The sequence below is a fragment of the Nocardia bovistercoris genome, assembly GCF_015674855.1.
Classification (GTDB): Bacteria; Actinomycetota; Actinomycetes; order Mycobacteriales; family Mycobacteriaceae; genus Nocardia; species Nocardia bovistercoris.
The window spans coordinates 285,194-311,462 of sequence record NZ_JADMLG010000009.1; the positions used below are offsets into that span (position 1 = coordinate 285,194).

Genomic DNA, 26,269 nt, shown 5'->3' on the forward strand with positions numbered 1-26,269 from the left:
ACTGCGGTCAGCAGTTGGCCTTCGAGAATTCGCTGTGCCTGTCCTGCTCGAGTCCGCTCGGATTCAGCCTCGCCCTGCGCACCCTGCTCGTCATCTCGGATTTCGCGCCGACCGGCGACAACGGGCACCTCAGCGGTGTGGTCGACGGGCATCGGTACCGGCTGTGCGACAACCTGCATGTGGCCAAATGCAATTGGCTCGTGCAGGTGCCCGACGCCGACGGGGACGGAGTGGCCGCCGAACCCCAACCTGCCGAGCACGACGACGACGCTCCCGATGCCGCACCGCTCGTGCAGGTCAACGGTGGACCGGCACTGTGTGAGTCCTGCCGACTGACCCGCACCCGGCCGAACGACAACGACACCGCGGGTCTCGACGCGTTCGCCGAAGCGGAGGCCGCCAAGCGCCGCCTGATCACCGAATTGGCCGAACTCGGTCTGCCGATCACGGGCCGCGACGAGAATCCGCGGTTCGGTCTGGCTTTCGATCTGCTGTCCAGCGCCACCGACCAGGTGCTGACCGGGCATCAGAACGGTGTCATCACGTTGGATCTGGCCGAGGCGAACGATCCGCATCGCGAGCAGTTGCGCGTGGAGATGGACGAACCGTACCGGACGTTGCTCGGCCATTTCCGGCACGAGATCGGCCACTACTATTACGCCGTCCTCGTCGCCGACGACGAAGCGCGCCAACGTTTCCTCGACCTGTTCGGTGACGCCGACGCCGACTATCAAGCGGCACTGGATCGCCACTACTCCGAGGGCGCGCCCGCGGGCTGGGAGGCGAACTACGTCTCCTCCTACGCCACCATGCACCCCGCCGAGGATTGGGCCGAGACCTTCGCCCACTACCTGCACATCCGCGACACCCTCGACACCGCCGCCGCCTTCGGCTTCGCCTCCGCGGGAGCCACCCTCGACCGCCCCCAACTCGGCCGGGCCGGTTTCGACAAGATCATCGACCAGTGGTTGCCTCTGGCCTGGTCCTTGAACATGGTGAACCGGTCCATGGGGCATCCTGATCTCTACCCCTTCGTCCTCCCCGACCCGGTCCTGGAGAAGATGCGTCTGGTGCACGACCTCTGCGCTACGGCTCCGGCCTAGCCGTCGTTCTCCACCCGGACCGGGACTCCGAAGCGGTGAACGCCGAGATCGCGCGGGATTTCGGGATCGAGCCCTGAACGGGTCAGGCGCGGAGGCGTTCTCGGCGGAGTTGGTCTACCTCGGGGAGGTCGAGGGGTGGCAGGGTTTCGGCGCCGAGGGCTCGGGACAGGAGGAGGTCGGCTAGTTCGGGGTTGCGGGCCAGGGCGGGGCCGTGCATGTAGGTGCCGATCACCGAGCCTTGGACTACGCCTTCGAGACTGTCGCCAACGCCGTTGCCCACGCCGCGGGTCACTCGGGCCAGGGCGGTGGCTTCGGGGCCGAGTGTTGTTCCGCCGCGGTGGTTTTCGAAGCCGGTGAGGGCGGCGGTGAGGCCGGGTACCAGGGGGGTGGTCGTCACTTCGCCGATGGCGCGTTTGGTCTGGGGCGAGGTGGTGGCGTCGATCATGCCTACGCCGTCGACGCGTTCGCCGGTCGAGGTTTCGTACCAGTGGCCGAGTACCTGGATCGCCGCGCAGATCGCCAGGACGGGGGCGCCGTTCGCGGCGGCGCGCTGCAGGCCCGGGAAGCGCTGGAGGTGGCGGGTGGCCAGGCGTTGGGCGGAGTCCTCGGCGCCGCCGAGGGTGTAGATGTCGAGGGATTCCGGTACCGGGTCGGGCAGGGTTATCTCCACGATCTCGGCGTCATAGCCGCGCATGCGGGCGCGTTGGCGCAGGACGAGCGCGTTGCCGCCGTCGCCGTAGGTGCCCATCACGTCGGGCAGCACCAGTCCGATTCGTACGGTGGATGTGGTCATGCTCCCGCCTTGGTGTCGAGGTCGCGGTTGAGGTCGCGGAACGCGGTGTAGTTCGCCAGCACCTCGACGTGGCCTGCCGGGCAGGAGGCGATGGCGCGCACCGGGTCGGGGACGGTGGTGTGTTCGACGCCCGCGTAGGTCAGGCGGACGGCGAGGTCGGTGGCGCGTTCGCCCGCGGCGACCACTTGCACGCCCTCGAAATGTTCGAATCGCACGTCCCACAGCCAGGACAGGTCCTCGCCGTCGGGGACTTGCCCGTTCACGGCGATCACCAACCCGGCCGAGGACGGGTCGATCATCGACAAGGCTTCCTGCCAGCCCGCCGGATTCTTGGCGAGCAGCAGGCGCGCCGCGTGCTCGCCGACCTGAACGGTGCGGTACCGGCCCGCGATCTCGCGGACGGTGCCCGCGGCCGCGGCGGCCTGAGTGGGATCGGCCCCCAACGCCACCGACGCCGCCACCGCTTGCGCGGCATTGCCGCGGTTGGCGCGGCCGGGCAGCGCGAGGGTCAGGGGCAGGCGCACTCCGTCGGGACCGCAAAGCTTGTCGTCATCGAGCCACCAATCCGGTTGCGGGCGTTGAAAGTCCGCGCCGGTGCTGTGCCAGTGCGGACCGTCCCAGAGGATCGGTTCGCCGCTGCGCGGGCAACTGGTCGCGTCCATGGCCCATCCGCTGCCCGCGGCCACCCACACCACGTTCGGGTGGTCGTAGGCGATGGAGGTGATGAGCACATCGTCGCAGTTGGCGATGACCACGGTGTCGGGGTGGCGGGCCAGTCCGGCGCGCAGCCTGCGTTCGATCATGTTGATCTCGCCGACCCGGTCCAATTGGTCGCGGCTCAGGTTCAGCAAAACCACGGCCGCCGGATTCAGCGAATCGGTGACGTGCGGCAGATGCAGTTCGTCGACCTCGATGGCGGCCAGCGCGACCCCGGGATGCGCGCTGAGCGCGGCGACGATGCCCGCGTCCATATTGGCGCCGTCGGCCTGGGTGGCGACCTCGCCGAGGGTGGCGAGCGCGGCCGTGGTCATCCTGGTGGTGGTGGATTTGCCGTTGGTGCCGGTGACCAACACGGTGCGGCGGCCGCGTCCGAGCTGATCCATGATCGTCGGATCGATCTTCAACGCGATCAATCCGCCGATCATGGAACCCTTGCCGCGGCCCGCTCGCTGCGAGGCCCACGACGCCAGCGCCGCGGCCCGCAGGGCGATCCGCCCACGCACCGAAATTTTCACGGGCCAAGTCTCGCACGGGCGGGGCGCGGGCGCGGATTCAGTCGCGGTACAGCTTGGCGCGGTAGTTCTCGGGCGCGTAGTACCGTTCCAACTCGGCCACCGTCTCCGGGGAATCGGGGATGACGTCCTTGGTGATCTGCGCGTGACTGGGCAGCGTGTGGGCGGGTTGTCGCGCGACATCCCACAGGTGGCTGCGCATGAACGCCTTGCCGCAGTGGAAGAAGATCTGCTCGACGGCGACCTCGACGGCCAGGATCGGGCGGTGCCCTTTCACCACCATGTCGTCGAAGTAGCCGGCATCGCGCACCAGCCGCGCGCTGCCGTTGACCCGCAAGGTCTCGCTGCGGCCGGGAATGAGGAAGATCACGCCGATATGCGGGTTGGCCAGGATGTTGAGGTAGCCGTCGGCCCTTCGGTTGCCGGGACGCTCGGGGATGGCGAGGGTGGTGTCATCGATGACCTGCACGAATCCCGCCGGGTCGCCCTTCGGTGAGGCGTCGCAGTTGCCGTCGGCGTCGCTGGTCGCGACCACGATGAACGGTGACGCCGCGATCCATTCCCGGTCTCTGGCGTGCAGGGCGATCCGCTCCTTGGCCACCGCGCGCGGCATCGGCTCGCCGAGCAGGTGGCGCAGGTCGGCGGGATCGGTGATCTGGTCGGCGTTCGCACTTGTCGGTCGCGGCATATAGAACTCCCCCGCAGGTTCGAGAGGTCCGCCGGGACGCGCCCGGTCACGGACGGGACCAATCCACCGTAGCCCCTGGGGAATCGCTCGCTCGTGTGAATTTGCCGACCTGCTCGGTACCGCCGACCTGCTCGATATCGCTCGGCCGTTCGATGTTGTCCGGTCCGAGCGGAGTGCCGACCCGTCGGGATTCGCCTGCTCGCGCGAAGCTATCTGCCTGCTGGAGTCGGCATCGCGTCAGGTGCCCAGGTCGAACATGTTCGGCAGGCCCGCCGCGAACCGGTCGGCGTCGATGGTGCGCAACGGCTCGAGTTCGGCCGCTCGGTACATCCGATACTTCGCGCAGCGCGGCGCGGTGGAACCCGCCACGTCGAGCAGTGCGTTGACCGCCGACCGCGCCGACTCGTTCGCGCCCTCCATGGTGGCGAGGTCGATATTGGTGCGTACGTAATCGCCCGCGAGGAAAAGGTTTTCGACCGCGCCGTGCGCTTCCGGCCTGCACGCCCACGATCCGGTCGTATTGATGAGCAGCGGGTCGGCGTTGACATTGCGACGCTGATCGGGCTGCCACGTGACGCCCGGATCGAGGAACCACGAATGCAGATCGGCGTCGCGCAGGGTGTCGCCGACGTCGTCGAGGTGTTCGCGCATCTGCGTCCACACCTCGCGTGCGATCTCCTCGTGCGTGCATTCCTTGGCGATCTTGCCGTACAGCACACCGGGTGTGTTCCAGTCGGAGATGTCCACCGATAGGCAGTCCTGCACGGCGCCGTCGCCGTATTCGGGGAGTTTGCGGTTCCAGAGCTGGTTCTGGCTGATCGAGGTGAGCGACCACGGCGAGTCGATGTAGGCGGTGTGCCCGCGCGAGATGTCGGCGGGACGACGCAGGTAGAACTGGATTCCGGTCATCCAGTCCACGTAAAGGCGATCCATGGCCGCCAGTTCCGGCCACACCGCGAGGACGTCGTCGTTCCACAGTGTCCGCGCCCGTTCGGCGGGCAGCGCGACCACGAAATAGTCGGCGTCGACGGTGTTCGCGCCGGACGGGCCGACCACTTTCGCCGCCGCGATCCGCCGGTCGCGCACCTCGAGTCCGCGCACTTCGGCGCCGAGCACGAATTCGACGCCGAGCTCGCGCAGCCGCCCGATCCACGGGTCGATCCACGCGGCATTGGTCGGGCCGTTCAACACCCGGTCGAGCGGTCCGTCGTTGCCGACCTGGAACGGATTGCCGAGGAATTGCTCGCCCATCGTGCCTATGGTGCGCACGCTCGCGATCTCGTCCTTCGCCGCGACCAGCAGACTGGTCAGCGCGCGAGAAAGCAGCGCGCGGAATTCGTGCGAACGCTGATGGCCGCCGACGAAACGGTTCCAGGCCGTCTGCTCCCATTGGCCGACCCGCCGCGCGTCACAACTGGAGTTGAAGACCAGCAACCGGTTGGCGAAATAGAGGCCCTCGGGTGCGGGCAGATTCAGCGACGCCGAGATGGTGGCGCCGACCGTCTCCCGGAAAGCTTCCGGCGTCGCGTGCGAGGCGTCGGGCATACTCAGCGGCAGCATTCGGAAGTCGTCGCCGCCGCGTCGAGCGAAACGCGCCTCCGACACCGAGAGCAGGTTGTCCCGCACCCCGTCCGGGTTGCCCGCGAACGGAATCCGCCGCATGGTGTCCGGTATGTGCTGGTAGAAGCCGGGGAAGAAGCGGAACCCGTGCTCACCGGGCAGATCCGGCCGACCGGCCGCACCCGTATTCGGCACCGGAATACTGCGCGCTTTGCCGCCGAGCGCGCGCCGCTCGTACACCGTGACCCGGAACCCGCGTTCGGCCAGCTCGTGCGCCGCCGTCAACCCGGCGACACCGCCACCGAGCACCGCAACCCGTGGTCCCGAGGGAGCGGCCTGCGCCGAGGGTGTTCTCAGCGCACTCGCCGCTACCGCACCGGCCGTCGCAAACCCCATCGCCACCGTGCCGCGAATCATCGATCTCCGCGAGACGGACCATCGCTGTTCTGCCATGCGCTTCTTCGCCGCCTAGCCTCTGCCGCTCAGTCTTCGCCGACCAACCTTCAACGCCGCACACTCTAAGGTGACGTCGCGAGAACCCCCGACCCGCCCCCGATACGGCCGCCGCCGAACTGGACGGCGGACCGGTACGCCGCAGAGACTAACCCGCGCCCGCACGCGCGCGGGGCGGGTTCGCCGAAGTTCTTCGCCGGATCAGTGCACGCCCGGCGGACCCGGGTTGCGATACTGCTGCGCCGCGATATAGCCGAAATCGTCGGCGACCATGGCCGCGAGTTCGAGCAGCGCGCGGCTCGTGGGTTTGCTGACCAGTTCCAGGTCGATCTCCGCGCCCTCGGCCAGATGGTCGTCGAACGGCACGACCTGCACCGCGCGAGTCCGGTCGAGGAACAGTTTGCGCAGCTGATCCAGGTCGACGGTGGACGCGCCGCGCCGCGAAGCGTTCACCACGACCACGGTCCGCTCCACGAGTTTGCCGTAACCGTGATGGTCGAGCCAGTCCAGCGTGGCCGAAGCGCTGCGCGCGCCGTCGATCGCCGGTGAGGTGACCAGCACCAGGGAACTGGCCATGTCGAGAACGCCGGACATGGCCGAATGCATCAGACCGGTGCCGCAGTCGGTGAGGATGATGTTGTAGAACGATTGCAGGATACCGATGGCCTTGCGGTAATCGGCTTCGCTGAACGCCTCCGACACCGCCGGATCCTGTTCCGAGGCAAGCACTTCCAGCCTGCTCGGCGCCTGCGAGGTGTGCGCGCGGACATCGGAATACCGCGAGATCTGCTGATCCTCGAGCAGATTGCGCACCGTGGAACGGGTTTGGCGCGGCACCCGGTGCGCGAGCGTGCCCAGGTCGGGGTTGGCGTCGATGGCGATCACGCGGTCACCGCGCAGCGAAGCGAAAGTGGAACCGAGGCCGACGGTGGTCGTCGTCTTGCCGACACCGCCCTTCAACGACAGGATCGCGATCCGGTAATCGCCGCGCACCGGCTGATTCACCCGGTCAACGAGATCACGGAAAACGATGTCGGCGGCCGACTCTCCCGGATTGATCATGCCGCCGGAAGCCTTGTGCACCGCACGCCGCCACCCGCTGCGCGGCGCCCGACGAGCCCGCTTCAGCAGGTTGAGATCGTTCACCGAATGGCCCGACTGCCCCGGCTGCGCGACATGCTGCGGCTGGAACGGGACCTGCGGCTGCGGCGCACCCGCCGGGCCGCTCGACCAGCCCTGACCCGGGCCTTGGCCGCCCTGCGGTGGGTACATCGGCGGCTGATGCTGCGGAGGTGGCGGCGCCCAACTGTAGATGGGTGCGCTCTGCGTCTCCTGCGGACCCGGGCCGTCGGGGCGAGGCTCGCCGTAATGGGGCGGCGGGGGCAGCGGTTCGGCCGAATGCGGGTGGGGGCCCTGCGGATACGGGCCACCCTGATACGGCGGTGGGAACTGGCCGGTGGTGTAAGGGGGCGCGAACTGATGCTGCTCGGTCTGCGGCGCGAAACCCTCGACCGGGCCGTAACCGGGCTGCGGGGCCTGCTGTTCGTATCCCGGGGGCTTGACCTGCTTGTACGGGCCGGAATCGCCCGGGGCGCTGGAATATCCGGCGTACGGGCCGTCCGGGGAAGCCGGAACGGACTCCGACTCACGGGCCTCGGTGACCGTCGGATCCGGCTGCTCCGCGGACTTCGATGAGGTGGGATCGTCCTTGGTAGCCGATGTGGCCGCGGACTCGGCTTCGACCTCGGCCGTGTCCACCGAACGACCTTGCAGCCAGGGCGGAGAAGTCGGGTTGTGGTCGTTGTTTGTCACAGTTCCCCCATCTGCTCGGGATCGAGCAGAGAGCTCGGCGCTTGGATGCGGAATCAACGCTAGCACGGGGTTCGTGGGTGTGTGGCTCGGTGCACCGAGCGGGTGGCGGGTGGTGTGAGGGCGGCTGTGGCAGGGTTTCGACCGGGACGATAAGCCGTGCCTACCAGGGGTTTCCGTCTAAGCGAACTAGAGATGTCCGGCAGCGGAACGGGATGCGCCGGAGCTTTCACCGCACGGTAGGACCGGTGATGGTTGGTGGAACGGGCGTGGGTACGCGGGCGCGGGTATGGGGATGTCATCGGGGAGGGGATTCACCTGGCCGTTGGTTGGACAGGTGAATCCCCCGCGTTGCTCTGGGGGGTGCCTCAGTGGGTGCGGTTTACCGCTGAGACGACTGCGCGCAGTGAGGCTGTGGTGATCGAGGTCGCGATTCCTACGCCCCAGACGACGGTGTCGCCGATGGCGCATTCCACGTAGGCGGCGGCTTGTGCGTCGTCGCCCGCTGACATCGCGTGTTCGCTGTAGTCGAGTACTCGTACGTCGAATCCGACTGTGGCGATCGCGTCTACGAATGCTGCCAGTGGGCCGTTTCCGGAGCCGCTGATCTCGTGTTCGACTCCGTTGACCTTGACCACGGCGGTTATCGAGTCGACGCCGCCGTCGGTTTCGGATGCGGTGACTCGCTGGCGCATCCGTTCCAGGGGCAGGATGGGGGACAGGTATTCCTCGTGGAAGACGTCCCACATTTCCTTCGGGGTGACTTCGCCGCCTTCGCCATCGGTGATCTTCTGGATGGCTTGGGAGAATTCGATTTGCAGGCGGCGCGGGAGTGCCAGGCCGTGATCGGTTTTCATGATGTAGGCGACGCCGCCCTTGCCGGATTGCGAGTTGACTCGGATCACCGCTTCGTAGGTGCGTCCGACGTCTTTGGGGTCGATCGGCAGGTAGGGGACTTCCCAGACGATGTCGTCGACATCAGCTTCGGCGGCGTCGGCGGTGGCCTTCATCGCGTCGAGGCCCTTGTTGATGGCGTCCTGGTGGGAGCCGGAGAAGGCGGTGTAGACCAGGTCGCCGCCGTAGGGGTGGCGTTCGTGGACGGGCAGCTGGTTGCAGTATTCGACGGTTCGGCGGATTTCGTCGATGTCGGAGAAGGTGATCTGGGGGTCGATGCCTCGGGAGAACATGTTCATGCCGAGGGTGACGAGGCAGACGTTGCCGGTGCGTTCGCCGTTGCCGAACAGGCAGCCTTCGATGCGGTCGGCGCCTGCCTGGTAGCCGAGTTCGGCGGCTGCGACGGCGGTGCCCCGGTCGTTGTGCGGGTGCAGGGACAGCACGATCGAGTCGCGGCGGGCCAGGTTGCGGCTCATCCATTCGATCGAGTCGGCGTAGACGTTGGGGGTCGCCATTTCCACCGTGGCGGGCAGGTTGATGATCATCGGCTTGTCGGGGGTCGGCGCGATGATCGCGGTGACGGCGTCGCAGACGTCTTTGGCGTATTCGAGTTCGGTGCCGGTGTAGGACTCGGGGCTGTACTCGTAGCGCCAGGTGGTGTCGGGGTAGCGCTGTTCGAATTCCAGGCACAACGTCGCGGCGTCGGTGGCGATCTTCTTGACGGCTTCGCGGTCGGCGCGGAACACGACTTTGCGTTGCAGGATGGAGGTCGAGTTGTAGAAGTGCACGATCACGTTGGTCGCGCCCGCGCATGCCTCGAAGGTGCGTTCGATCAGTTCGGGGCGGCACTGGGTCAGGACTTGGATGGAGACGTCGTGCGGGATGGCGCCGTCTTCGATGATTTCGCGGACGAAGTCGAAATCGGTCTGGCTGGCGGAGGGGAAGCCGACCTCGATCTCCTTGTAGCCCATCCTGACCAGCAGGTCGAACATGCGGCGCTTGCGGGCGGGGCTCATGGGGTCGATCAGCGCCTGGTTGCCGTCGCGCAGGTCGACGGCGCACCAGCCGGGGGCGCGGTCGATGACGCGGTCGGGCCAGGTGCGGTCGGGCAGGCTGACGGGCTCGACCTCTTCGGCGTACGGCCGGTAGCGGTAGGTCGGCATGGACGAGTTCTTCTGGGTGTTCCATGCGGGCTGGTCGGCCGGTGCGGGCTTGGCCGGAGCGGAAATACTGCGCGAACCCGATACGTAGACGTCAGCAGGGGACATGCGATTCTCCAGGGTTTGGTGGATCCCGATATTGGGGTCGACCGGCGCGGCGAAACCCCGCGGCGGGTGCCGGTCCGTTCAGACCCCGCCGCGGCGGCTGAGGAGAAGCGCCCGCTGCATGATGAGAGCCATTTTAGCGTCGACTCGGTCGCCGCGTGTTCGCGGCCCCTCCCATCTCGCGTCCGAGAGTCCGATCCCGCTCCGTGCCCGCCCGGTCGGCAGCGGACGGCCACTTCGGTGCGCATAAGGGTTTGCCAGGGTGGTGGTGACGGCCGTTAAGGTTCGAGCACTATGAGCTGGTTGGAGATGTTGGCCGTCTTCGGTGCGGGAATCGCGGCGGGGGGGATCAACACCGTGGTGGGGTCGGGGACCCTCATCACGTTCCCGGTGCTGCTCGCGTTCGGGTTGTCGCCGGTGACCGCGAACGTGTCGAACACGATCGGCTTGGTTCCGGGGTCGGTGAGCGGCGCGATCGGGTATCGGCGGGAGCTGGCCGGGCAGCGCGAGCGGTTGCTGAAGTTGGGGACGGCATCGCTGCTCGGCGGCATCACCGGCGCGATCCTGCTGCTGATCCTGCCCGCCGACGCGTTCAAGGCCATCGTGCCCGTGCTCATCATCCTGGCCTTGGTGCTGGTGGTGGTGCAGCCTCGACTGGCGGCGTGGGTGAAGAAGCGGCGGGAACAGGACACCGGGCCCGCTCCTCGGCACGGCGGGCCGATCCTGTTCGCCGCCGTGTACGCGACCGGCATCTACGGCGGATATTTCGGCGCGGCCCAGGGTGTGCTGCTGATCGGGCTGCTCGGGGTCTTCGTGCACGAGGACATCCAGCGCCTCAACGGTGTGAAGAATGTGCTGGCGCTGATCGTGAACGGGGTATCGGCGGTGATCTTCATCGCGATCGCCGAGGTGGACTGGGTCGTGGTGGCGCTGATCGCGGTGGGTTCGATCATCGGCGGCCAACTCGGGGCGACGGTGGGCCGCAAGCTGTCGCCGACGGTGTTGCGCGGGGTGATCGTGGTGGTCGGCACGATCGCGGTGATCCGATTGTTGACGTCGTGATCGCGGCTGCCGACGTCGTGAACGCGGCCGACGTCGTGATCGCGGCTGCTGACGACGTGATCGCGGCTGCTGAGGTCGTGATCGTGGCTGCTGAGGTCGTGATCGTGGCTGCTGAGGTCGTGATCGTGGCTGCTGAGGTCGTGATCGTGGCTGCTGAGGTCGTGATCGTGGCTGCCGACGTCGTGAACGCGGCCGACGTCGTGATCGCGGCTGCTGACGACGTGATCGCGGCTGCTGAGGTCGTGATCGTGGCTGCTGAGGTCGTGATCGTGGCTGCTGAGGTCGTGATCGTGGCTGCTGAGGTCGTGATCGTGGCTGCTGAGGTCGTGATCGTGGCTGCCGACGTCGTGAACGCGGCCGACGTCGTGATCGCGGCTGCTGACGACGTGATCGCGGCTGCTGAGGTCGTGATCGTGGCTGCTGAGGTCGTGATCGTGGCTGCTGAGGTCGTGATCGTGGCTGCTGACGTCGCGAACGTGCCTGCTGACGTCGCGAACGCGACAGAGATGGGGGTCGATGTCCGCATCGAGGATGACGACCGCGACGGTCGCGGCGGCGGACGATGATGTCCGTGCGTAGATGGAGTCCGGTGTTCGCGGTGGCGTTGGTCGTCACGTTGCCGTCGGTCGTTGGTTGCGGTCGCACGACCGAGCACGAGTCGGCGGTGGCCGCATTGGTCGCGCAGGTCGACGCCGCGCCGACGCCGCTGCTGGACTGGGCGACCTGCCAGGAACCCGAATTGGCTCGCTACCAGTGCGCGACCGCGCGGGTGCCGCTGGACTACGCCCGACCCGACGGCGAGACCATCGGTGTCGCCGTGCTGCGCCAGCCCGCCACCGATCAGGACCGCAGGATCGGCACGGTGTTCGCGGCGGCGGGCGGACCCGGCGCTTCCGGCTTCGACCTGGCCGAGCGGGGCGTGCTGTTCCCCGGCGAGGTGAGCCGCCGATTCGACGTGGTGACCTTCGACCAGCGCGGTGTGGGACGCAGCGCGCCGGTCGAATGCTTCGCCGACGCCGAGACGCAGCGCGCGTTCTGGTCGGCGCGGTCGATCCCTCCGGCCACACCGGAGGAAGAGGCGGCGAACGCCCGCGCGGCCCGCGAACTCGGACCGGGTTGCGCCGCCAATACCGGCGCGCTGCTCGACCACCTGACGACCGTCGACGCCGCGCGGGACCTCGACCTGTTGCGTCGCGCCGTGGACGACCCGCTGCTGACCTACCAGGGCGCAGGCTATCTCGGCATCGTCTACGGCGCGCTGTTCGGTGACCGGGTGCGCGCGATGCAACTCGGCTCCCTCGTCGACCCCGAGTCCTACACCCGCGACACCCGCGCCATGATGGCCGATACCGCGGTCGCCACCGAGGAGGTGCGCGCGGAGTTCCTGCGATTGTGTGCCGCCGCGGGACGTTCGTCCTGCGATTTCGCCCGTTCACCCGGTCTCATCGACCTGGCTCGCGACTCGGCCGCCCCTACCGCGACCGATCTGCGCGAACGCGACGACGCCTTGGTGCACCGGGCGCGGCGCGGTCCGATCACGGTCGGTGCGGGGGAGCGCACGGCCACGGTGAGTTACGCCGAACTCGTGCGGGCGCACGCCGTGCTGCTCTCCGACAGCGAGGACGGCTGGCCCGCGTTGGGACGGCTGCTGCACGAACTCGAACGCGGCGCCGAGGGCGACAGCGCGGTCGTGCGCGAGATCCTGACGACGAGCGCGGTCGACGCCGACTTCCTCGATTCGTTCACCGCCATTTCCTGCGCCGACCACACCCTGCCCGACCAGCCGGAGGCGTGGCCCGCAATGGCGAGCGAGATCGAGCGCGCGGCGCCGGTGTTCGGCGCTTTCTGGCTGTACACGCGGCAGCCGTGCGCGTCGTGGCCGATGCGGGCGGGCGGCTTTCCGCAGCGTTATTCCGGGCCGTGGACCTTGGGCGCGGACAAGCCGGCGCTACTGTTCGGCAATCGCTTCGATCCGGTGACGCCGCTGCTGTTCGCGCAGCGCGCGCAGCAGGCGATGGTGAACGCGCGCCTGGTCACCGTGACCGACGGGTACGGCAACGACCGGATCGACGAGTGCACGACCCACTTGCGTGAGCGGTATCTGGTGGATCTCCAGCTACCTGCGCCGGGCGCCACCTGCGCCGCTGACCGGCTGCCTTTCTCGTCCTGACCTCCACCGCGAGGTGTGGTTGGACGGCTGATTTACCGGTAGTCTGCGCTCGGCCATGCGTGATGAGGGAGGTGGCCGGTGGACAGACGCGCCTTTTTCAGGGTGAGCGCGGCGGCGGCGTTGGTGGGTTCCGCGGGGATGGCGGGCCTGGCGACGGGGGCGCGGCCCGCGGCCGCGGATCCGATCTGGCACGAGTTGTTCCGTGCTTGGATTCCGGAGATCTTCGCGCCACTGCCCGATCCGCCGGAACACACTCCCGCGATCGTCGTCGGCTCCGGTTTCGGCGCGGCGGTCGCCGCATTGCGGCTGGCCGAGGCGGGCGTGGTGAACACCGTGTTGGAACGGGGTTCGCGCTGGCCGAACGATCCGTGGCGGGAGATCTTCACCGGCGACGACCTGCCCGACGGTCGCGGTTTCTGGCATAGGACCACCTTCACCGGCGTCAACAAGGTGCCGATGCAGTTCTCGAGTTTCGGCGGCGTCCTGGACTGCACCAGCTATCCGGGTATCGACGTGTGGCGCGCGGCGGCGGTCGGCGGCGGTTCGGTGGTCTTCACCGGCGCCATGGTCGCGCCGCAGCGACGGCTGTTCGACCAGGTCTTCGGGGGTGTGGTCGACTACGGCGAGCTGGATCGCGTCTACTACCCGCGGGTGCGGCAGATGCTGCGACTGGACGCGCTGCCCGCCGACCTCTACGGGACGGCCCCGTTCACCCATTCCCGCGCGTGGGACGACCAGGTGCGCAAGGCGGGTTACGAACCGATTCCCAACGATTCGATCTTCGACTGGAATGTGGTGCGCGCGGAGTTGTCGGGTGCGAGCCGCCCTTCGGCTACCGCCGCGCGCAGCAATCTCGGGAATTCCAACGGCGCGAAATTCGATCTGAACAAGAACTATCTGCGCTACGCCACCGAGACCGGCAAATCGACGATCTTCCCCGGCCACCGCGTCGACGCCATCGCGCAGGAGCCAGGCGGCCGCTTCGTCGTCACTGTGACCAAACTCGCCCCGACCGGCGCACAGCTCGGCACCCGAACCCTGACCTGTGATCGCCTGTTCCTCGGCGCCGGGTCCATCGGCACCTCGGAACTGCTGGTCCGCGCCCGTGCCACCGGCACACTGCCCGAGTTGAACGAGCACGTCGGCGAGGGGTGGGGCACCAACGGCGACGTGGTGCTCGCGCGCGGAGCCAGCGCCGTCGGCGGCTTCGGGCAGGGCGTGCCGAGCGCGAGCCGCATCTTCGACGAGCGCACGGTTCCGGTGACCCTGGAGAACTGGTACATCCCCGGCATCCCGTTCGAGACCGGCGCGCTGGCGTCACTCGGCATGGTCCTCGACCCCACCCGCACCGGTTTCGGCTATGACCCCGCTACCAACGGGGTCGGCTTGACCTGGTCGGCGCGCAACCGCGACGAGACGACCGAAGCGGCGCGCGCGGTCGACCACCGCATCGCCGAAGCCGCGGGCGCGATGTTCGAATACGGCGCGCTCGGCTACGACGCCAACGCGTTGTTCACCGCGCACCCGCTCGGCGGCGCCGTTCTCGGCAAGGCCACCGACGCGTACGGGCGCGTGCACGGTCATCGCGGTCTGTACGTGGTCGACGGCGCCGCGGTGCCGGGCAGCACCGCGACGGTCAATCCTTCCCTCACCATCACCGCGCTGGCCGAACGCAATATCGAGAACATCGTCCGCGCGGGGCGCTGAACGGTTCGGTGATCACCGCCGCGCGGGCGGGATACTCTCGGCGGGACCGTTCGGTGTCGAAGGGATTCGCCAGTGGCAGCAACCAACCCCGCGAGCGACGAGGCGGCGGGGCTTCCGCCCGGACCGCCCGCGCTGTGGACCGATCTGGTCATGCTGGCGTTGGCGGTGGTTTCCGTCGTGCTGGTCGTGTGGGTGAGCTTCTTCCCGGTGTCCCATCACACCTACCGCGTGATCGTGATCGTCGACTGGTCGATCTGCGCGGTGTTCGCCTCGGAATTCCTGTGGCGCTGGCGCCGGGCGGGTTGGCCGTGGACCTTCCCGTTCGTCTACTGGTACGAAGTGCTCGGCATGATCCCGGTGACCAGCCCGTACTTCCGCGGGTTCCGGCTGCTGCGGATCGTGGTGATCGCGGTGCGGCTCGGTCGCGTCGCCGACCGCGCGCTCGGCGACCGGGTCACCGCGGCGGTGGTGAACCGGTTCGTCAAGACCATCGTCGATGTCATCAAGCGCCCCATGACGATCGCGGTGCTCGATGAGGTGGCGCGGGTGCTGCGCACCGGCCACTACACCCGCAATATCGCCGCCGCGCTGGAGGAGAACCGCGCGGAGATGGACGAGATGATCATCGAACTCATCAAGAAGGACCCGCGGGCGGGCGTGGTCCGCTACGTCCCGTTCCACGACGACATCATGCGGCTGGTCGCCGACACCACCTTCCGCATCGTGTTCCAGGTGCTCGCCGATCCGCGCACCGACGAACTCGTCTCCGACATGATCCGCGAGAACGTCGACCAGATCAGGAAGGCGGTGATCGACGGCGTCGACGTGCGGCCGTCGGACTACGGGCACACCCCGCACGAACACCGGGTCGCGCACGTCCTGCGGCGCCCGCCCGCGCCGTGAGCGGCTCAGTGCTCCTGATGTCCGTGCCGGATCTCCTCGCGCGGCTGCGCGTAGCGGGTGACCTCCCAGACCGTCAGCGCGGTCAGCACCGCGCACAGCAGGGTCAGCGAGGCGAGCGCGGGCAGTGCGCAGGCCAACGGGATCAGCGCGAGCAGGATCGCCGCGGTGATCAGACGCAACCACGAGACCACGCCCGTCGCATAGTGTTTGAAGCCGACCAGGGCGAACAGATACAGCACGACACCGCCGTAGAGCGCGAACAACGGGATACCGTACAGGGCGTCGCGCAGCGTGTGATGTGAGGCGTCGCCGACGTAGTACAGCACCTTCTTCAGGCCGAGCGAGAGCCCGATGATGCCGACGATCATCGGGAAATGCCAATAGGTGTAGCTGTTCCTGGCGATCTTGATCTGCCGCTGCCCCGTCGCGTTCTTCAGCTCGTGTTCCACCGCGAGCGCGGCCACGTCGAAGTAGGCCCACCAGAGCAGGCCCGAAATAGCAAGTCCGAGCATCGATCCCAGCGCGATCGGCCACGAGATCGGCAGCCCGGCCACGCCGATGCCGATGGAGACGATGGATTCGCCGAGCGCGACGATGATGATGAGTCCGTAGCGCTCGGCGAAGTGGTTCGCCGAATTCACCCGCCAGTCCTCGCCCGCGAGCATGGTCCACAGCATGTCGCCCGCGATGGCGGCCACCCACAGCACGATCTGCGTGACGCCGTGCGTCATGGCCGCGATCACCAGCAACGACGTGCCGATGGTGATCGATCCGAGCGCCCACCTGGTCAGTTGACCGCGCAACTGCGGGTCATCGGCGCTGGCGAGAAAGAAGATGCCGAGGTGGATCAGGCGCGTCACCATGTAGGCGATCGCGAACACCAGCGGGCCGAACCAGCCGCCGGGCAGATCGTGGAAGGCTTCGGGAATGGTGAGCGCCGCGATGAAGCCGCCGCCCATCGCGGCGAACAGGGCGACCCGCATGATGCCCTCGTCGGCCTTCACCACATTGCCGAGCCACGAGTAGCCGATCCAGATCCACCACATGACGGCGAGCACCAGGACCGCGCGCACCATGTTCTCGGCGCTGGTTTCCTCGGCCGCGAGGTCGGTGACCATGGTGAACGCGAACACGATGACGAGGTCGAAGAACAGTTCGAGCTGCGTCACCGCAGCGCCCTCGGCCTGCGGCTGGAACCGCGGCTTCCGCTTACCGATCATGCCGCCATATTGGCACCTCGGGACGTGCGCCGGGAGGTCAGAGGGCTTGGTAGTCGTCCTGGGGTTCCTGGTGCGAATACGCCTCGGAGAATTCGACGAAATTCTGCACGACCGTCTCGTGCCAGCGCTGCACGGTGCGCTTCATGACCAGGCCGGGCAGCGGGAGCCGGGAGTGCAGTTCGGCGTGGTACCAGATCTTGGTCTGGCGTTCCTCGACCACATCGAACCAGCCGCCGCCGCCGATGCCGCGCGAACTGTCCACCACCCGCCAGGCCGCCCGGTGCACGGTCCACTCGTATTCGAGGACTTGCAGATCGGAACTGCCGAGGACATCGGCGGTGACGTAGACCCGGCGCGGTCGGCCGTTCTCGTCGCGGCTCGCGACGCGCGCGTCCTGGTACATCGACCACGTGGGAAGCATCTCGATGGCCGCGAGAGCCTCGAAGACCTGCGCACGTGTGATGTCAACGGCGAAGCGGATATCGACCTTCGTGCGCATGCCATACCTCCACCCCCCGGCGGATCAACTCGGCCGATTCTGCACAGCCGTGTTCAGTTCCGTCAACCGGGTGATGCGGATCCGGCATGACGCTACTCGCGAGTAACGCCGACGTCGGTGGGGTGGTCGATTTCGCGGGCCTCGGGACGGCCGGTGTCAATCCGATCCGGCGGGCTCGACGACCGCGTCCGGCCCCGGATACATCAGCGACTCGTGTCCGTCGGCGAATCGCACCATATAGGGCGGCGATCCGTCGTGGCCGCGCACCTCGATGATCTCGCATCGATGGTCCGCCTGCCCGACCACGTGTCCGTGTACGTGCAGTCGATCTCCGACATTCGCCATCATCGGTCCATTATCGAACTTGGTGATGGGCGTCACAAGTTCCCCCACCGATGTGATCCCGGTATCGGCCGATACGGCGGCCCGCCGATGAGTTCACCGCTCACTCGATCAGGCGGTTCACCGCTCACTCGATCAGGCGGTTCACCGCCGCGGCGACGAGTTCTCGGCTCTGTTCCTCGCCCATCACGCCCGGCAGGGTGAGGCGCTCGACGATCAGCCAGTTCAGTGCCAGGTAGAGCAGGCGCACCGAGGTCTCGTCGCCGGGCATGCCCGCGTCGAGGTGGGTGCGCACGTTGAATTCGACGTCGGCGCGCACCCGCTCGGTGAGGACGGCGCGCAGTTCGGGGCGGCGGGTGGCTTCGAGGCGGAGTTCGAGCAGGGCGAGGTAGCCGGTGCGGAAGGTTTCGAGGCGGTCGATGATCTCGTACATGAGTTCGGTGACGGTGGCGCGATCCTTCGGGCCGTCGGTCACCTTCGCCATGGTCTCCGCGCTCGGCTGCACCCGCTCGTAGAAGCGTTCTCCGGCGCGGGTGAGCAGCTCGTCGCGGTTGGCGAAGTAGTTCGACGCCGTGCCCGCGGGCACCGAAGCGTACTTGTCGACCGCGCGAAAAGTGAGTCCGCGCGCGCCCTCGGCCGCCAATACCTCGATCGCCGCGTCCAGCAGCGCCCCTCGTCGTTCGGGATTCGTGCGCACTTGACACCACTCCATCCGTAGTACTACATTCAAATCACTACATACAGAGTACTACAGTTCAGGTGGTGTGGTTATGCGAAACCTCGTCTACTACGTGGGTGTCTCCCTCGACGGATATATCGCCGGGCCGAACGGCGAATTCGACTTCTTTCCCGTCGGCGCCGACCTGACGGCCTGGATCAACGCCGAATATCCGGAGACCATGCCGACCCACGTGCGCGAAATGGTCGGCCTGCCCCCGGACGTGCCGAACCGGCGCTTCGACACGGTGGTGATGGGCCGCCGCACGTACGAACCGGCGCGGCAAGCGGGTCTGCTCAGCCCGTACCGCCACCTGCGGCAGTACATCGTCTCGCGCACGATCGGCAGTGTCGACGCTCCCGGCGTCGAGGTGGTCGACACGGATCCGCTCGCTCTCGTGCGCCGGTTGAAACAAGAGCCCGACGGGCTCGACATCTGGCTGTGCGGCGGCGGCGAACTCGCGGGTCAGCTCTCGACCGAGATCGATGAGCTGGTCATCAAGAGTTATCCGGTCGTCGCGGGTGCGGGCATCCCGGCGTTCGCGGGCGGGTTCCTGCCCACCATGTTCACGCCGACCGCGCGCCGCGAATTCGACAACGGCACCCAGGTCGGCTGGTTCCGCCGGACCTGATCACCCGGCGTCGGAGAGGAAGGACAGCCGCACCTGACGGTCGGGATTGTCGACATTGAGGTCGACCAGCGCGATCGACTGCCAGGTGCCGAGCGTCAACGCGCCGCCGAGCACGGGCACCGTGGCGTACGGGGGAATCAGCGCGGGCATGACGTGCGAACGCCCGTGCCCTCGGCTGCCGTGCGCATGCCGCCATCGGTCGTCGGCGGGCAGCAGATCACCGAGTGCGGCCAGCAGGTCGTCGTCACTGCCCGCGCCGAGTTCGATGATCGCGATACCCGCCGTGGCGTGCGGGACGAAGATGTGCAGCAGTCCGTCGCCGCCGACCTCCTCGGCGAAGGCGGCGCAACGCGGGGTCAGATCGTGGACGACTTCGGTGCGGCCGGTCGACACCTTCAGCACTGTGCTCTTCACACTGCGATCCTCCTCTCGGACGTCGCCACGATCACGCGCGGTACGGACAACAGCCCATCGTGGACTCGTTGGGTGACGCGGGCGACGCGGGCGACGCGGGCGACGCGGGCGACTGGGAATACCCACGTGCACGGGGTCTATGTGTGTGAGAGGAAAACCGGGTGGACCAACTCTTCCGGCGGTTGCCGCGCCGCTGTGGAGTACCTCACTTACCGGGCCGAAATCGTTGTCCGCACGGTGTGTCCCGAACGCGGCGAGTCGCGGAGCGGGACCCGCCGCGGCGACATCACGGTCGACAAGGCGCGCACCTGCGTCGCCGGGTGGGACATGACCTGCGTAAACCGCCGCCCGCCGCGCCCGCGGGACACCGCTCGGAACCGGCGGTCACGGATACCGGGGCAGCGTCTCCGCCGCGCCGAATTCACCCGCGATCACGGCCCGGCGCTGGTCGCGGTGCCACCAGCCTGCGCCGGAGGTACGCGCATATTCGCTGGCCGAGGTCGGTACTCTAGCTGCGTCTGCTGTTTGCCGATCGTGGAGGACCCCGTCGTGGCTCTCGTTGTTCAGAAGTACGGAGGATCCTCGGTGGCCACCGCCGAGCGTATCCGGCGCGTCGCTGAACGGATCGTCGAAACGAAGAAACAGGGGCACGACGTGGTGGTCGTGTGCTCCGCCATGGGCGACACCACCGACGAGCTGTTGGATCTGGCCCAGCAGGTCGCGCCGTCCCCGCCCGCCCGCGAAATGGACATGCTGCTCACCTCGGGTGAACGCATCTCCAACGCGCTGGTCGCCATGGCCATCCACTCCCTCGGCGCGGAGGCGCGTTCCTTCACCGGTTCGCAGGCGGGTGTGATCACCACGGGCGCGCACGGCAATGCCAAGATCATCGATGTCACCCCGAGCCGGCTGCGTTCGGCGCTCGACGAGGGGCTCGTGGTGCTGGTCGCCGGATTCCAGGGCGTCAGCCAGGACAGCAAGGACGTCACCACCCTCGGCCGCGGCGGGTCCGACACCACCGCGGTGGCGTTGGCGGCGGCGCTCGACGCCGATGTCTGCGAGATCTACACCGATGTGGACGGCGTCTTCACCGCCGATCCCCGGATCGTGCCGGATGCGCAGCGGCTCGATCAGGTCTCCTACGAGGAGATGCTGGAACTGGCGGCGTGCGGTGCGAAGGTGCTGATGCTGCGGTGCGTGGAATACGCGCGCCGCTACAACGTGCCAGTGCACGTGCGTTCGTCCTACACCGACAAGCAGGGCACCTACGTATACGGATCGATGGAGGACATCCCCTTGGAGCAAGCAATCCTCACCGGTGTCGCGCACGATCGCAGCGAGGCCAAGGTGACCGTGGTCGGCCTGCCCGACGTACCGGGCTACGCCGCCAAGATCTTCCGTGCCGTCGCCGACGCGGAGATCAACATCGACATGGTGCTGCAGAACATCTCCAAGATCGACACCGGCAAGACCGACATCACCTTCACCCTGCCCAAGTCCGACGGTTCCCGCGCGGTCGAGTTGCTCACCCGCCACCAGGACGAGATCGGCTTCGCCCAGGTGCTCTACGACGATCACATCGGCAAGGTGTCGCTGGTCGGCGCGGGCATGAAGAGCCATCCCGGCGTCACAGCCACCTTCTGCGAGGCGCTGGCCGAGGCGGGCGTCAACATCGACCTCATCTCCACCTCCGAGATCCGTATCTCGGTGCTGGTCAGGGACAGCGAACTCGACGAGGCGGTGCAGGCGCTGCACAAGGCCTTCGACCTCGGCGGCGACGAGGTCGCCGTGGTGCACGCGGGAACGGGGCGATAACCGTGGGTATTCGCGTCGGAGTCGTCGGCGCCACCGGTCAGGTCGGCGCGGTCATGCGGAAGCTGTTGGAGGAACGGGATTTTCCGGCCGACGAGGTGCGTTTCTTCGCCTCGGCGCGTTCGGCGGGCAAGACGCTGCCGTGGCGCGGCGGCGAGATCGTGGTGGAGGACACCGAGACCGCCGACCCGTCGGGTCTGGATATCGCGCTGTTCTCCGCGGGCGGTGCGATGTCGCGCGTGCAGGCGCCGCGCTTCGCGGCCGCGGGCGTCACGGTGATCGACAATTCCTCGGCCTGGCGCAAGGATCCCGATGTGCCGCTCGTGGTCAGCGAGGTCAATCCCGAACAGACCCGCTCGCTCGCCAAGGGCATCATCGCCAACCCGAACTGCACGACCATGGCGGCCATGCCGGTGCTCAAGCCGCTGCACGACGAAGCCGGCCTGCGCAGGCTGATCGTTTCCAGTTATCAGGCGGTGTCCGGCAGCGGCCTTGCCGGCGTCGAGGAACTCGCCACCCAGGTGCGCGCGGTTGTCGACGACGCGGAGAAACTGGTGCACGACGGCGGCGCGGTCGCCTTCCCGGCGCCGAACAAGTACGTCGCGCCGATCGCCTTCGACGTGATCCCGCTCGCGGGCGCGCTCGTCGACGACGGCAGCTTCGAGACCGACGAGGATCAGAAGCTGCGCAACGAGAGCCGCAAGATTCTGGGCCTGCCCGACCTGCTGGTCAGCGGTACCTGCGTGCGGGTTCCGGTGTTCACCGGGCATTCGCTGTCGATCAACGCCGAATTCGCCGACCCGCTTTCGGTGGAACGGGCGAAGCAGATCCTCGCGGGCGCGCCCGGCGTGAAACTGGTCGACGTGCCGACGCCGTTGCAGGCCGCCGGTGTCGACGAATCCCTCGTCGGCCGCATCCGCCAGGATCCCGGCGTGCCCGACGGCCGCGGCCTCGCGCTGTTCGTCTCCGGCGACAACCTCCGCAAGGGGGCCGCGCTCAACACCATTCAGATCGCCGAGGTCCTGCTCAGCCGGCGCTGAGTAGCCACCTCAGGGCCGGATGCCTGGTGCGTCCGGCCCGAGGCAGGCGAGGATGGCGCAGCCGGGCGCGGTATCGGCGAACGGCGGTGCGAGCGGATAGTTCAGGCAGCTCAGCACATTGCAGCCGGGATAGGAACTCGGGCCGACGCCGAATACCGCGAGCAGGAAGTTCGCGTCGACGAAGCGGCTCGGGTCGAGGCGAAGCGGCGGTTCCACGTACGGCCCCGGCTCGGGTACCGGGCTGCCGTGGAAGGCCGCCAACAGCCGCCGGAAGAATTCGTGCGGCAGTTCCGAGGTGTTCTGCACGACCCCCGACACCCCGTAGGCGCTGACATTGCCGTACGCGCCTGTCCACACGACCGTCAGATCGAGACTGCGGATGACGAACACGTTCTGCATGCCGAGTCCGGCCATCGTGAAGACGTCGTCGGGCAGGAAGGCCGGGGTCTCCGCGCAGCCGGGTCCGAGCCAGAACAGGTAGCCGTAGCACGGATTCGCGCGCGAGGGCGTGGTCGCCTTGTCCAGGTATTCCGCCGAGACCAGCTGCCGCTCGCCCCAGCGACCCTGGTTGCTCACCAGCAGGCCGAGTTTGGCGAAGTCATCGGGCGGGATCATCAGGTGGGCGTAGCCGTAGGTGTGTCCGGCGCGGTCGCGCGCCCAGTAGTAGTCGCCGCGCGCGATGCCGAGCGGATCGAACAGTTCGCGCTGCGCGAACTGTTGCAGCGGTTCGCCGATGGCGATCTCGAGGACGTAGGCGAGCAGGTCGACGGTGCGTTGGCTGTAGCTGAACGCGGTGCCGGGTGTGGAGGCGAGCGGCACGCCGAGCGCTTGGACGGCGCTGTTCGGGTCGAGCGGGATGACGCCGGTGAGTCCTTCGGTGAGGACCCCGACTTTCATGCCGGAGGTCTCGGTGAGCAGATTCTCCACGGTGATGGACCGGTGCGCCGCGTCGCCGAGACCGGGGGGTAGGTAGCGGTCGATGGGGGCGTCGAGGTCGATGAGGCCTCGGTCCCATGCCATTCCGGCGAGTACGGACACCACGCTCTTGGTTGCGCTCCAGACATTCCACGCCACCGTGTCGGTCACGTTGTTGGTCGGACCTTCACCGACCAGGCAGTTGTGCCGGAAAATCTTGACGTTCAAGCGATTTCGGGTGCTCGCGAACCGCAACGCGGTATCGAGCAGTTGTGGGTCGATGCCGACCTCCTCGGGCGCCGCGCGCTGCGCCTCCCGTCCCGATGAGACCGCGCAGTGCGTCTCGCTTCCGGACGGAGCCGCCGCCGCGGGCGCGGCCCCGGCGAATACGCCGCCCGCCACCAGTGCCGCCACCCCGACGTGGACCATCAGACCACGGATTCGCCCCATGGCCGGAAGGCTATCGCGCCGAAGCCCTCCGCACCCGCTGATAGGCCTTATGTCACGTCGCGTCGTGTCCGGCGCGCCACCGCGTACCATGCCGCGCCGAGCGCGAGCACCCCGAGACCGGCGAGCACCGAGGCGACCGGCAGCGCGAACGCGACCACCACGCAACCGATCGCGCCGAGGACCGGAATCGCCCGCGCCGGTCGGCGCTCGTCGGCCCGCAGGGTGCTCGCCGCGATATTCGCGATCAGGTAGTAGAACAGCACCGCGAAGGACGAGAAGCCGATGGCCGCACGCACATCGAAGATCGCGGCGAGCACCGCGACCGTCGCGCCGACCGCGAGTTCCGCGCGATGCGGCACCCCGAAACGCGGATGCACGGCCGCGAGCGCGCCGGGCAGATACCGGTCGCGCGCCATTGCGAGACCGATCCGCGACACGCCGAGCAGCAGTCCGAGCAGCGAACCCGCCGCCGCGAGTACGGCGCCGAAGCGCACCACCGGCGCCAGCTCGGGCACGCCCGCTTCCGTCACCAGCCGGGCCAACGGGTCGTCCGACCCGGCGAGACCGCCCGACCCGAGCGTGAGCATGGCCGCCGCCGCCACCAGCGCGTAGAGCAGCAGGGTGAATCCGAGTGCGAGCATGATCGCGCGCGGTATGGTCCGGCGCGGGTCGCGCACCTCTTCGCCGAGGGTGGCGATGCGCGCGTAGCCCGCGAAGGCGAAGAACAGGATGCCCGCGGCTTGGAGTACGCCGAGCGGCCCGACGGTCTCCGACAGCGAGCGCGCGCCCGCGTGGTCGCCGAACAGGCCGACCGCGATCGCGGCGGCCAACACCGCGAGCACGACGCCGACGAGAATCCTGGTGGCCAGCGCGGATTTCTGCACACCCGCGTAGTTGATGCCGGTGATCACGACCACGGTCGCCACCGCGACGATCCGCGAATACTCGGGCCAGGCGTACGCGCCGACGGTCAATGCCATCGCCGCGCAGGAAGCGGTCTTGCCCGCGACGAAACCCCAACCGGCGAGGTACCCCCAGAACGGGCCGAGGCGCTCTCGCCCGTAGACGTATGTGCCGCCGGACACCGGGTACAGGGCGGCCAGGTGGGCCGATGAGGTCGCGTTGCAGTAGGCGAGTACGGCCGCCACCGCCAAGGCCGTAGGCAGCCACGCGCCTGCCGCCGCCGCTGCCGGGGCGAGTGCGACGAATACGCCCGCGCCGACCATCGAGCCGAGGCCGATGACTACCGAATCCGTCAGTCCGAGCCGTCGGGAGAGTGCGTCGTGCGCGGTCACGTCCGTATCCTGCGCCAACTCACGGCCGGTGCCAACTCGGGCGCGAATACGAGAAGTGCCGCCGGTGCTGGACCGGCGGCACTTGCACGCGAGGGTCGACGTCCCACAAGCGCCTCTCGGCGGGTGGTCGCTCGTAGCGACGAATGGGGTGAGGCCCGGGGCTGTCCGGACGCCGACAGTGCGGTACAACGAGTCGACCCCCGAACCTATTCCGCGCCGGTAGGGGTGATTCGCGCCACCCCGCGGGCCGACCGCGACATGAGCGGATCGCGGTGACGCCGAGGATTAGCCGCTGTCGATCGCCTCACAAGGAATCTCGGTTTCCTTGGACCGTGTCCGGAAAACTGGGACCATCGACAATGTGCGCGAAAAAGGCGAATCAGGCGGGGGCGATCCGCGCGGCCGGTTACAGGAGGCGGGACTGCGGGTCACGGCCCCTCGGGTCGCGGTGTTGAACGCGGTTGCCGCCCATCCCCATTCCGATGCCGACCGGGTCGCCGCCGCGGTGCGCACGGCGATCGGCTCGGTGTCCACCCAGGCCGTCTACGACGTGCTGAGAGCCTGTGTGACCGCCGGTCTGCTGCGCCGTATCGAGCCCGCCGGTTCGCCCGCGCTCTACGAGACCAGGACCGGCGACAACCATCACCATCTGGTGTGCCGCGGCTGTGACGCCGTGGTCGACGTGGACTGCGTGGTCGGCGCGATGCCGTGTCTCGACCCCGGCGATTCCCACGGATTCGCCGTGGACGAGGCCGAGGTCGTGTTCTGGGGCCTGTGCCCCACCTGCCGCGCCCGCTGAATCCCCGACGGGGAGGTGCGTATCCAGCCGCGGGCGCACCTCCCCGCGCATTGGAGTACCCGCCACAGGTGATGTCAACCGCACTCGGACGGAGTAAATATTTCGCCCCCGGTCACGGAACCGGGGGCGAACTAGTCGTCGGGTAACAGTCTCAGAGCAGGCCCCACCAGTACAGCAGGCAGGCCAGTACGAAGACCACCACGGTTTCCATCGTCGCTCCAATCTCCTTGGCGCACTGATTACATCATCGCGCCTACCGCGCGTCGGCGCGATCAAACGATCGTTACCAGCACGTATTGCGTTCCAAGGTCTTCTTAAGTGCGCAGCAAGCCCGCCATCGCATTGTTTATCTCGAGACCGGGGCTCACCGGTAACACCGAACAGGAGGACCGAAAGCAGGACGGAACCGGGGGAAAGGGGGGAATCAGCCACAGCCGGGGTGGGGAACCTGGCTCGACTTGTCCACGAGGGGTGACAAGTCGGGTCGGGGGGACG

General features: G+C 67.9%; 23 protein-coding genes. 10 read left to right on the forward strand and 13 right to left on the reverse strand.

The window, feature by feature from the left end; all coding sequences use genetic code 11:
• Nucleotides 1-32: 32 nt before the first annotated feature.
• Nucleotides 33-1,103 (forward strand): zinc-binding metallopeptidase family protein, encoded by a 1,071-nt coding sequence (locus tag IT779_RS22835; RefSeq protein ID WP_408637786.1) that lies wholly within the window; start codon nt 33-35, stop codon nt 1,101-1,103.
• An 82-nt stretch (nt 1,104-1,185) separates the two neighbouring features.
• Here the strand turns inward: IT779_RS22835 and IT779_RS22840 are convergent, their stop codons facing one another.
• From IT779_RS22840 to leuA, 6 genes are all read right to left on the reverse strand, one after another.
• Nucleotides 1,186-1,896 carry a type 1 glutamine amidotransferase gene (locus tag IT779_RS22840; RefSeq protein ID WP_196151410.1) on the reverse strand — a complete coding sequence of 237 codons (711 nt, stop codon included), beginning with the start codon at nt 1,894-1,896 and terminating at the stop codon, nt 1,186-1,188.
• Nucleotides 1,893-3,131 (reverse strand): MurT ligase domain-containing protein, encoded by a 1,239-nt coding sequence (locus IT779_RS22845; protein WP_196151411.1) that lies wholly within the window; start codon nt 3,129-3,131, stop codon nt 1,893-1,895. Before IT779_RS22845 ends, IT779_RS22840 begins: the two co-directional genes overlap by 4 nt.
• Nucleotides 3,132-3,168: 37 nt before the next feature.
• A complete protein-coding gene (locus tag IT779_RS22850; RefSeq protein WP_196151412.1) occupies nt 3,169-3,816 on the reverse strand; it encodes a pyridoxamine 5'-phosphate oxidase family protein in 648 nt (215 codons plus the stop codon).
• A gap of 237 nt (nt 3,817-4,053) precedes the next feature.
• Complete coding sequence (locus IT779_RS22855; protein WP_232541985.1) at nt 4,054-5,772, reverse strand: hydroxysqualene dehydroxylase; 1,719 nt, start codon at nt 5,770-5,772, stop codon at nt 4,054-4,056.
• A gap of 258 nt (nt 5,773-6,030) precedes the next feature.
• Nucleotides 6,031-7,587 (reverse strand): MinD/ParA family ATP-binding protein, encoded by a 1,557-nt coding sequence (locus IT779_RS22860; RefSeq protein ID WP_196151414.1) that lies wholly within the window; start codon nt 7,585-7,587, stop codon nt 6,031-6,033.
• Between the two features lie 419 nt (nt 7,588-8,006).
• Nucleotides 8,007-9,800 carry a 2-isopropylmalate synthase gene (gene leuA, locus IT779_RS22865; protein WP_196151415.1) on the reverse strand — a complete coding sequence of 598 codons (1,794 nt, stop codon included), beginning with the start codon at nt 9,798-9,800 and terminating at the stop codon, nt 8,007-8,009.
• 291 nt (nt 9,801-10,091) lie between these two features.
• Here leuA and IT779_RS22870 point away from each other — a divergent pair, with 291 nt between their 5' ends.
• The 5 genes from IT779_RS22870 (at nt 10,092) to IT779_RS22890 (ending at nt 15,639) form a co-directional block, all read left to right on the forward strand.
• Nucleotides 10,092-10,859, forward strand: a complete 768-nt coding sequence (locus tag IT779_RS22870; protein WP_196151416.1) for a sulfite exporter TauE/SafE family protein — start codon at nt 10,092-10,094, stop codon at nt 10,857-10,859.
• The gene (locus tag IT779_RS22875; protein WP_196151417.1) at nt 10,856-11,425 is read left to right on the forward strand and encodes a hypothetical protein; all 570 of its coding nucleotides are present in this window, start codon (nt 10,856-10,858) and stop codon (nt 11,423-11,425) included. The genes IT779_RS22870 and IT779_RS22875 overlap by 4 nt, the downstream gene beginning before the upstream one ends.
• Before the next feature lie 5 nt (nt 11,426-11,430).
• Nucleotides 11,431-13,029, forward strand: coding sequence for an alpha/beta hydrolase (locus IT779_RS22880; RefSeq protein WP_332838920.1), 1,599 nt, complete (start codon nt 11,431-11,433; stop codon nt 13,027-13,029).
• A gap of 78 nt (nt 13,030-13,107) precedes the next feature.
• Entirely contained in the window at nt 13,108-14,736 is a 1,629-nt protein-coding gene (locus tag IT779_RS22885; RefSeq protein ID WP_332838921.1) for a GMC oxidoreductase, read from the forward strand.
• Between the two features lie 72 nt (nt 14,737-14,808).
• Nucleotides 14,809-15,639: an ion transporter gene (locus tag IT779_RS22890; protein ID WP_196151419.1), complete on the forward strand. Its 831-nt coding sequence runs from the start codon at nt 14,809-14,811 to the stop codon at nt 15,637-15,639.
• A 5-nt stretch (nt 15,640-15,644) separates the two neighbouring features.
• On the opposite strand, the gene IT779_RS22895 is transcribed toward IT779_RS22890, so the two are convergent.
• The 4 genes from IT779_RS22895 to IT779_RS22910 all read right to left on the reverse strand — a co-directional run bounded on the left by IT779_RS22895 (nt 15,645) and on the right by IT779_RS22910 (nt 18,397).
• A complete protein-coding gene (locus IT779_RS22895) occupies nt 15,645-16,859 on the reverse strand; it encodes a low temperature requirement protein A (RefSeq protein WP_196151420.1) in 1,215 nt (404 codons plus the stop codon).
• Between the two features lie 37 nt (nt 16,860-16,896).
• A complete protein-coding gene (locus tag IT779_RS22900) occupies nt 16,897-17,358 on the reverse strand; it encodes an SRPBCC family protein (RefSeq protein ID WP_196151421.1) in 462 nt (153 codons plus the stop codon).
• A gap of 156 nt (nt 17,359-17,514) precedes the next feature.
• Entirely contained in the window at nt 17,515-17,706 is a 192-nt protein-coding gene (locus tag IT779_RS22905; protein ID WP_196151422.1) for a DUF1918 domain-containing protein, read from the reverse strand.
• Between the two features lie 121 nt (nt 17,707-17,827).
• Nucleotides 17,828-18,397, reverse strand: a complete 570-nt coding sequence (locus tag IT779_RS22910) for a TetR/AcrR family transcriptional regulator (protein WP_408637785.1) — start codon at nt 18,395-18,397, stop codon at nt 17,828-17,830.
• 73 nt (nt 18,398-18,470) lie between these two features.
• Here IT779_RS22910 and IT779_RS22915 point away from each other — a divergent pair, with 73 nt between their 5' ends.
• Nucleotides 18,471-19,049 carry a dihydrofolate reductase family protein gene (locus IT779_RS22915; protein WP_196151424.1) on the forward strand — a complete coding sequence of 193 codons (579 nt, stop codon included), beginning with the start codon at nt 18,471-18,473 and terminating at the stop codon, nt 19,047-19,049.
• Here the strand turns inward: IT779_RS22915 and IT779_RS22920 are convergent, their stop codons facing one another.
• Nucleotides 19,050-19,463 carry a YjbQ family protein gene (locus IT779_RS22920; RefSeq protein WP_196151425.1) on the reverse strand — a complete coding sequence of 138 codons (414 nt, stop codon included), beginning with the start codon at nt 19,461-19,463 and terminating at the stop codon, nt 19,050-19,052.
• A 549-nt stretch (nt 19,464-20,012) separates the two neighbouring features.
• Here IT779_RS22920 and IT779_RS22925 point away from each other — a divergent pair.
• Together IT779_RS22925 and IT779_RS22930 are read left to right on the forward strand one after the other, a co-directional pair.
• Complete coding sequence (locus IT779_RS22925) at nt 20,013-21,278, forward strand: aspartate kinase (protein WP_196151426.1); 1,266 nt, start codon at nt 20,013-20,015, stop codon at nt 21,276-21,278.
• 2 nt (nt 21,279-21,280) lie between these two features.
• Entirely contained in the window at nt 21,281-22,315 is a 1,035-nt protein-coding gene (locus IT779_RS22930) for an aspartate-semialdehyde dehydrogenase (protein ID WP_196151427.1), read from the forward strand.
• Between the two features lie 9 nt (nt 22,316-22,324).
• Here the strand turns inward: IT779_RS22930 and IT779_RS22935 are convergent, their stop codons facing one another.
• Both IT779_RS22935 and IT779_RS22940 read right to left on the reverse strand, forming a co-directional pair.
• The gene (locus tag IT779_RS22935) at nt 22,325-23,680 is read right to left on the reverse strand and encodes a serine hydrolase domain-containing protein (protein ID WP_196151428.1); all 1,356 of its coding nucleotides are present in this window, start codon (nt 23,678-23,680) and stop codon (nt 22,325-22,327) included.
• 47 nt (nt 23,681-23,727) lie between these two features.
• Nucleotides 23,728-24,906, reverse strand: a complete 1,179-nt coding sequence (locus tag IT779_RS22940; protein ID WP_196151486.1) for an APC family permease — start codon at nt 24,904-24,906, stop codon at nt 23,728-23,730.
• A gap of 430 nt (nt 24,907-25,336) precedes the next feature.
• Here IT779_RS22940 and IT779_RS22945 point away from each other — a divergent pair, with 430 nt between their 5' ends.
• Entirely contained in the window at nt 25,337-25,774 is a 438-nt protein-coding gene (locus IT779_RS22945) for a Fur family transcriptional regulator (RefSeq protein ID WP_196151429.1), read from the forward strand.
• The last annotated feature ends 495 nt before the right edge of the window (nt 25,775-26,269 follow it).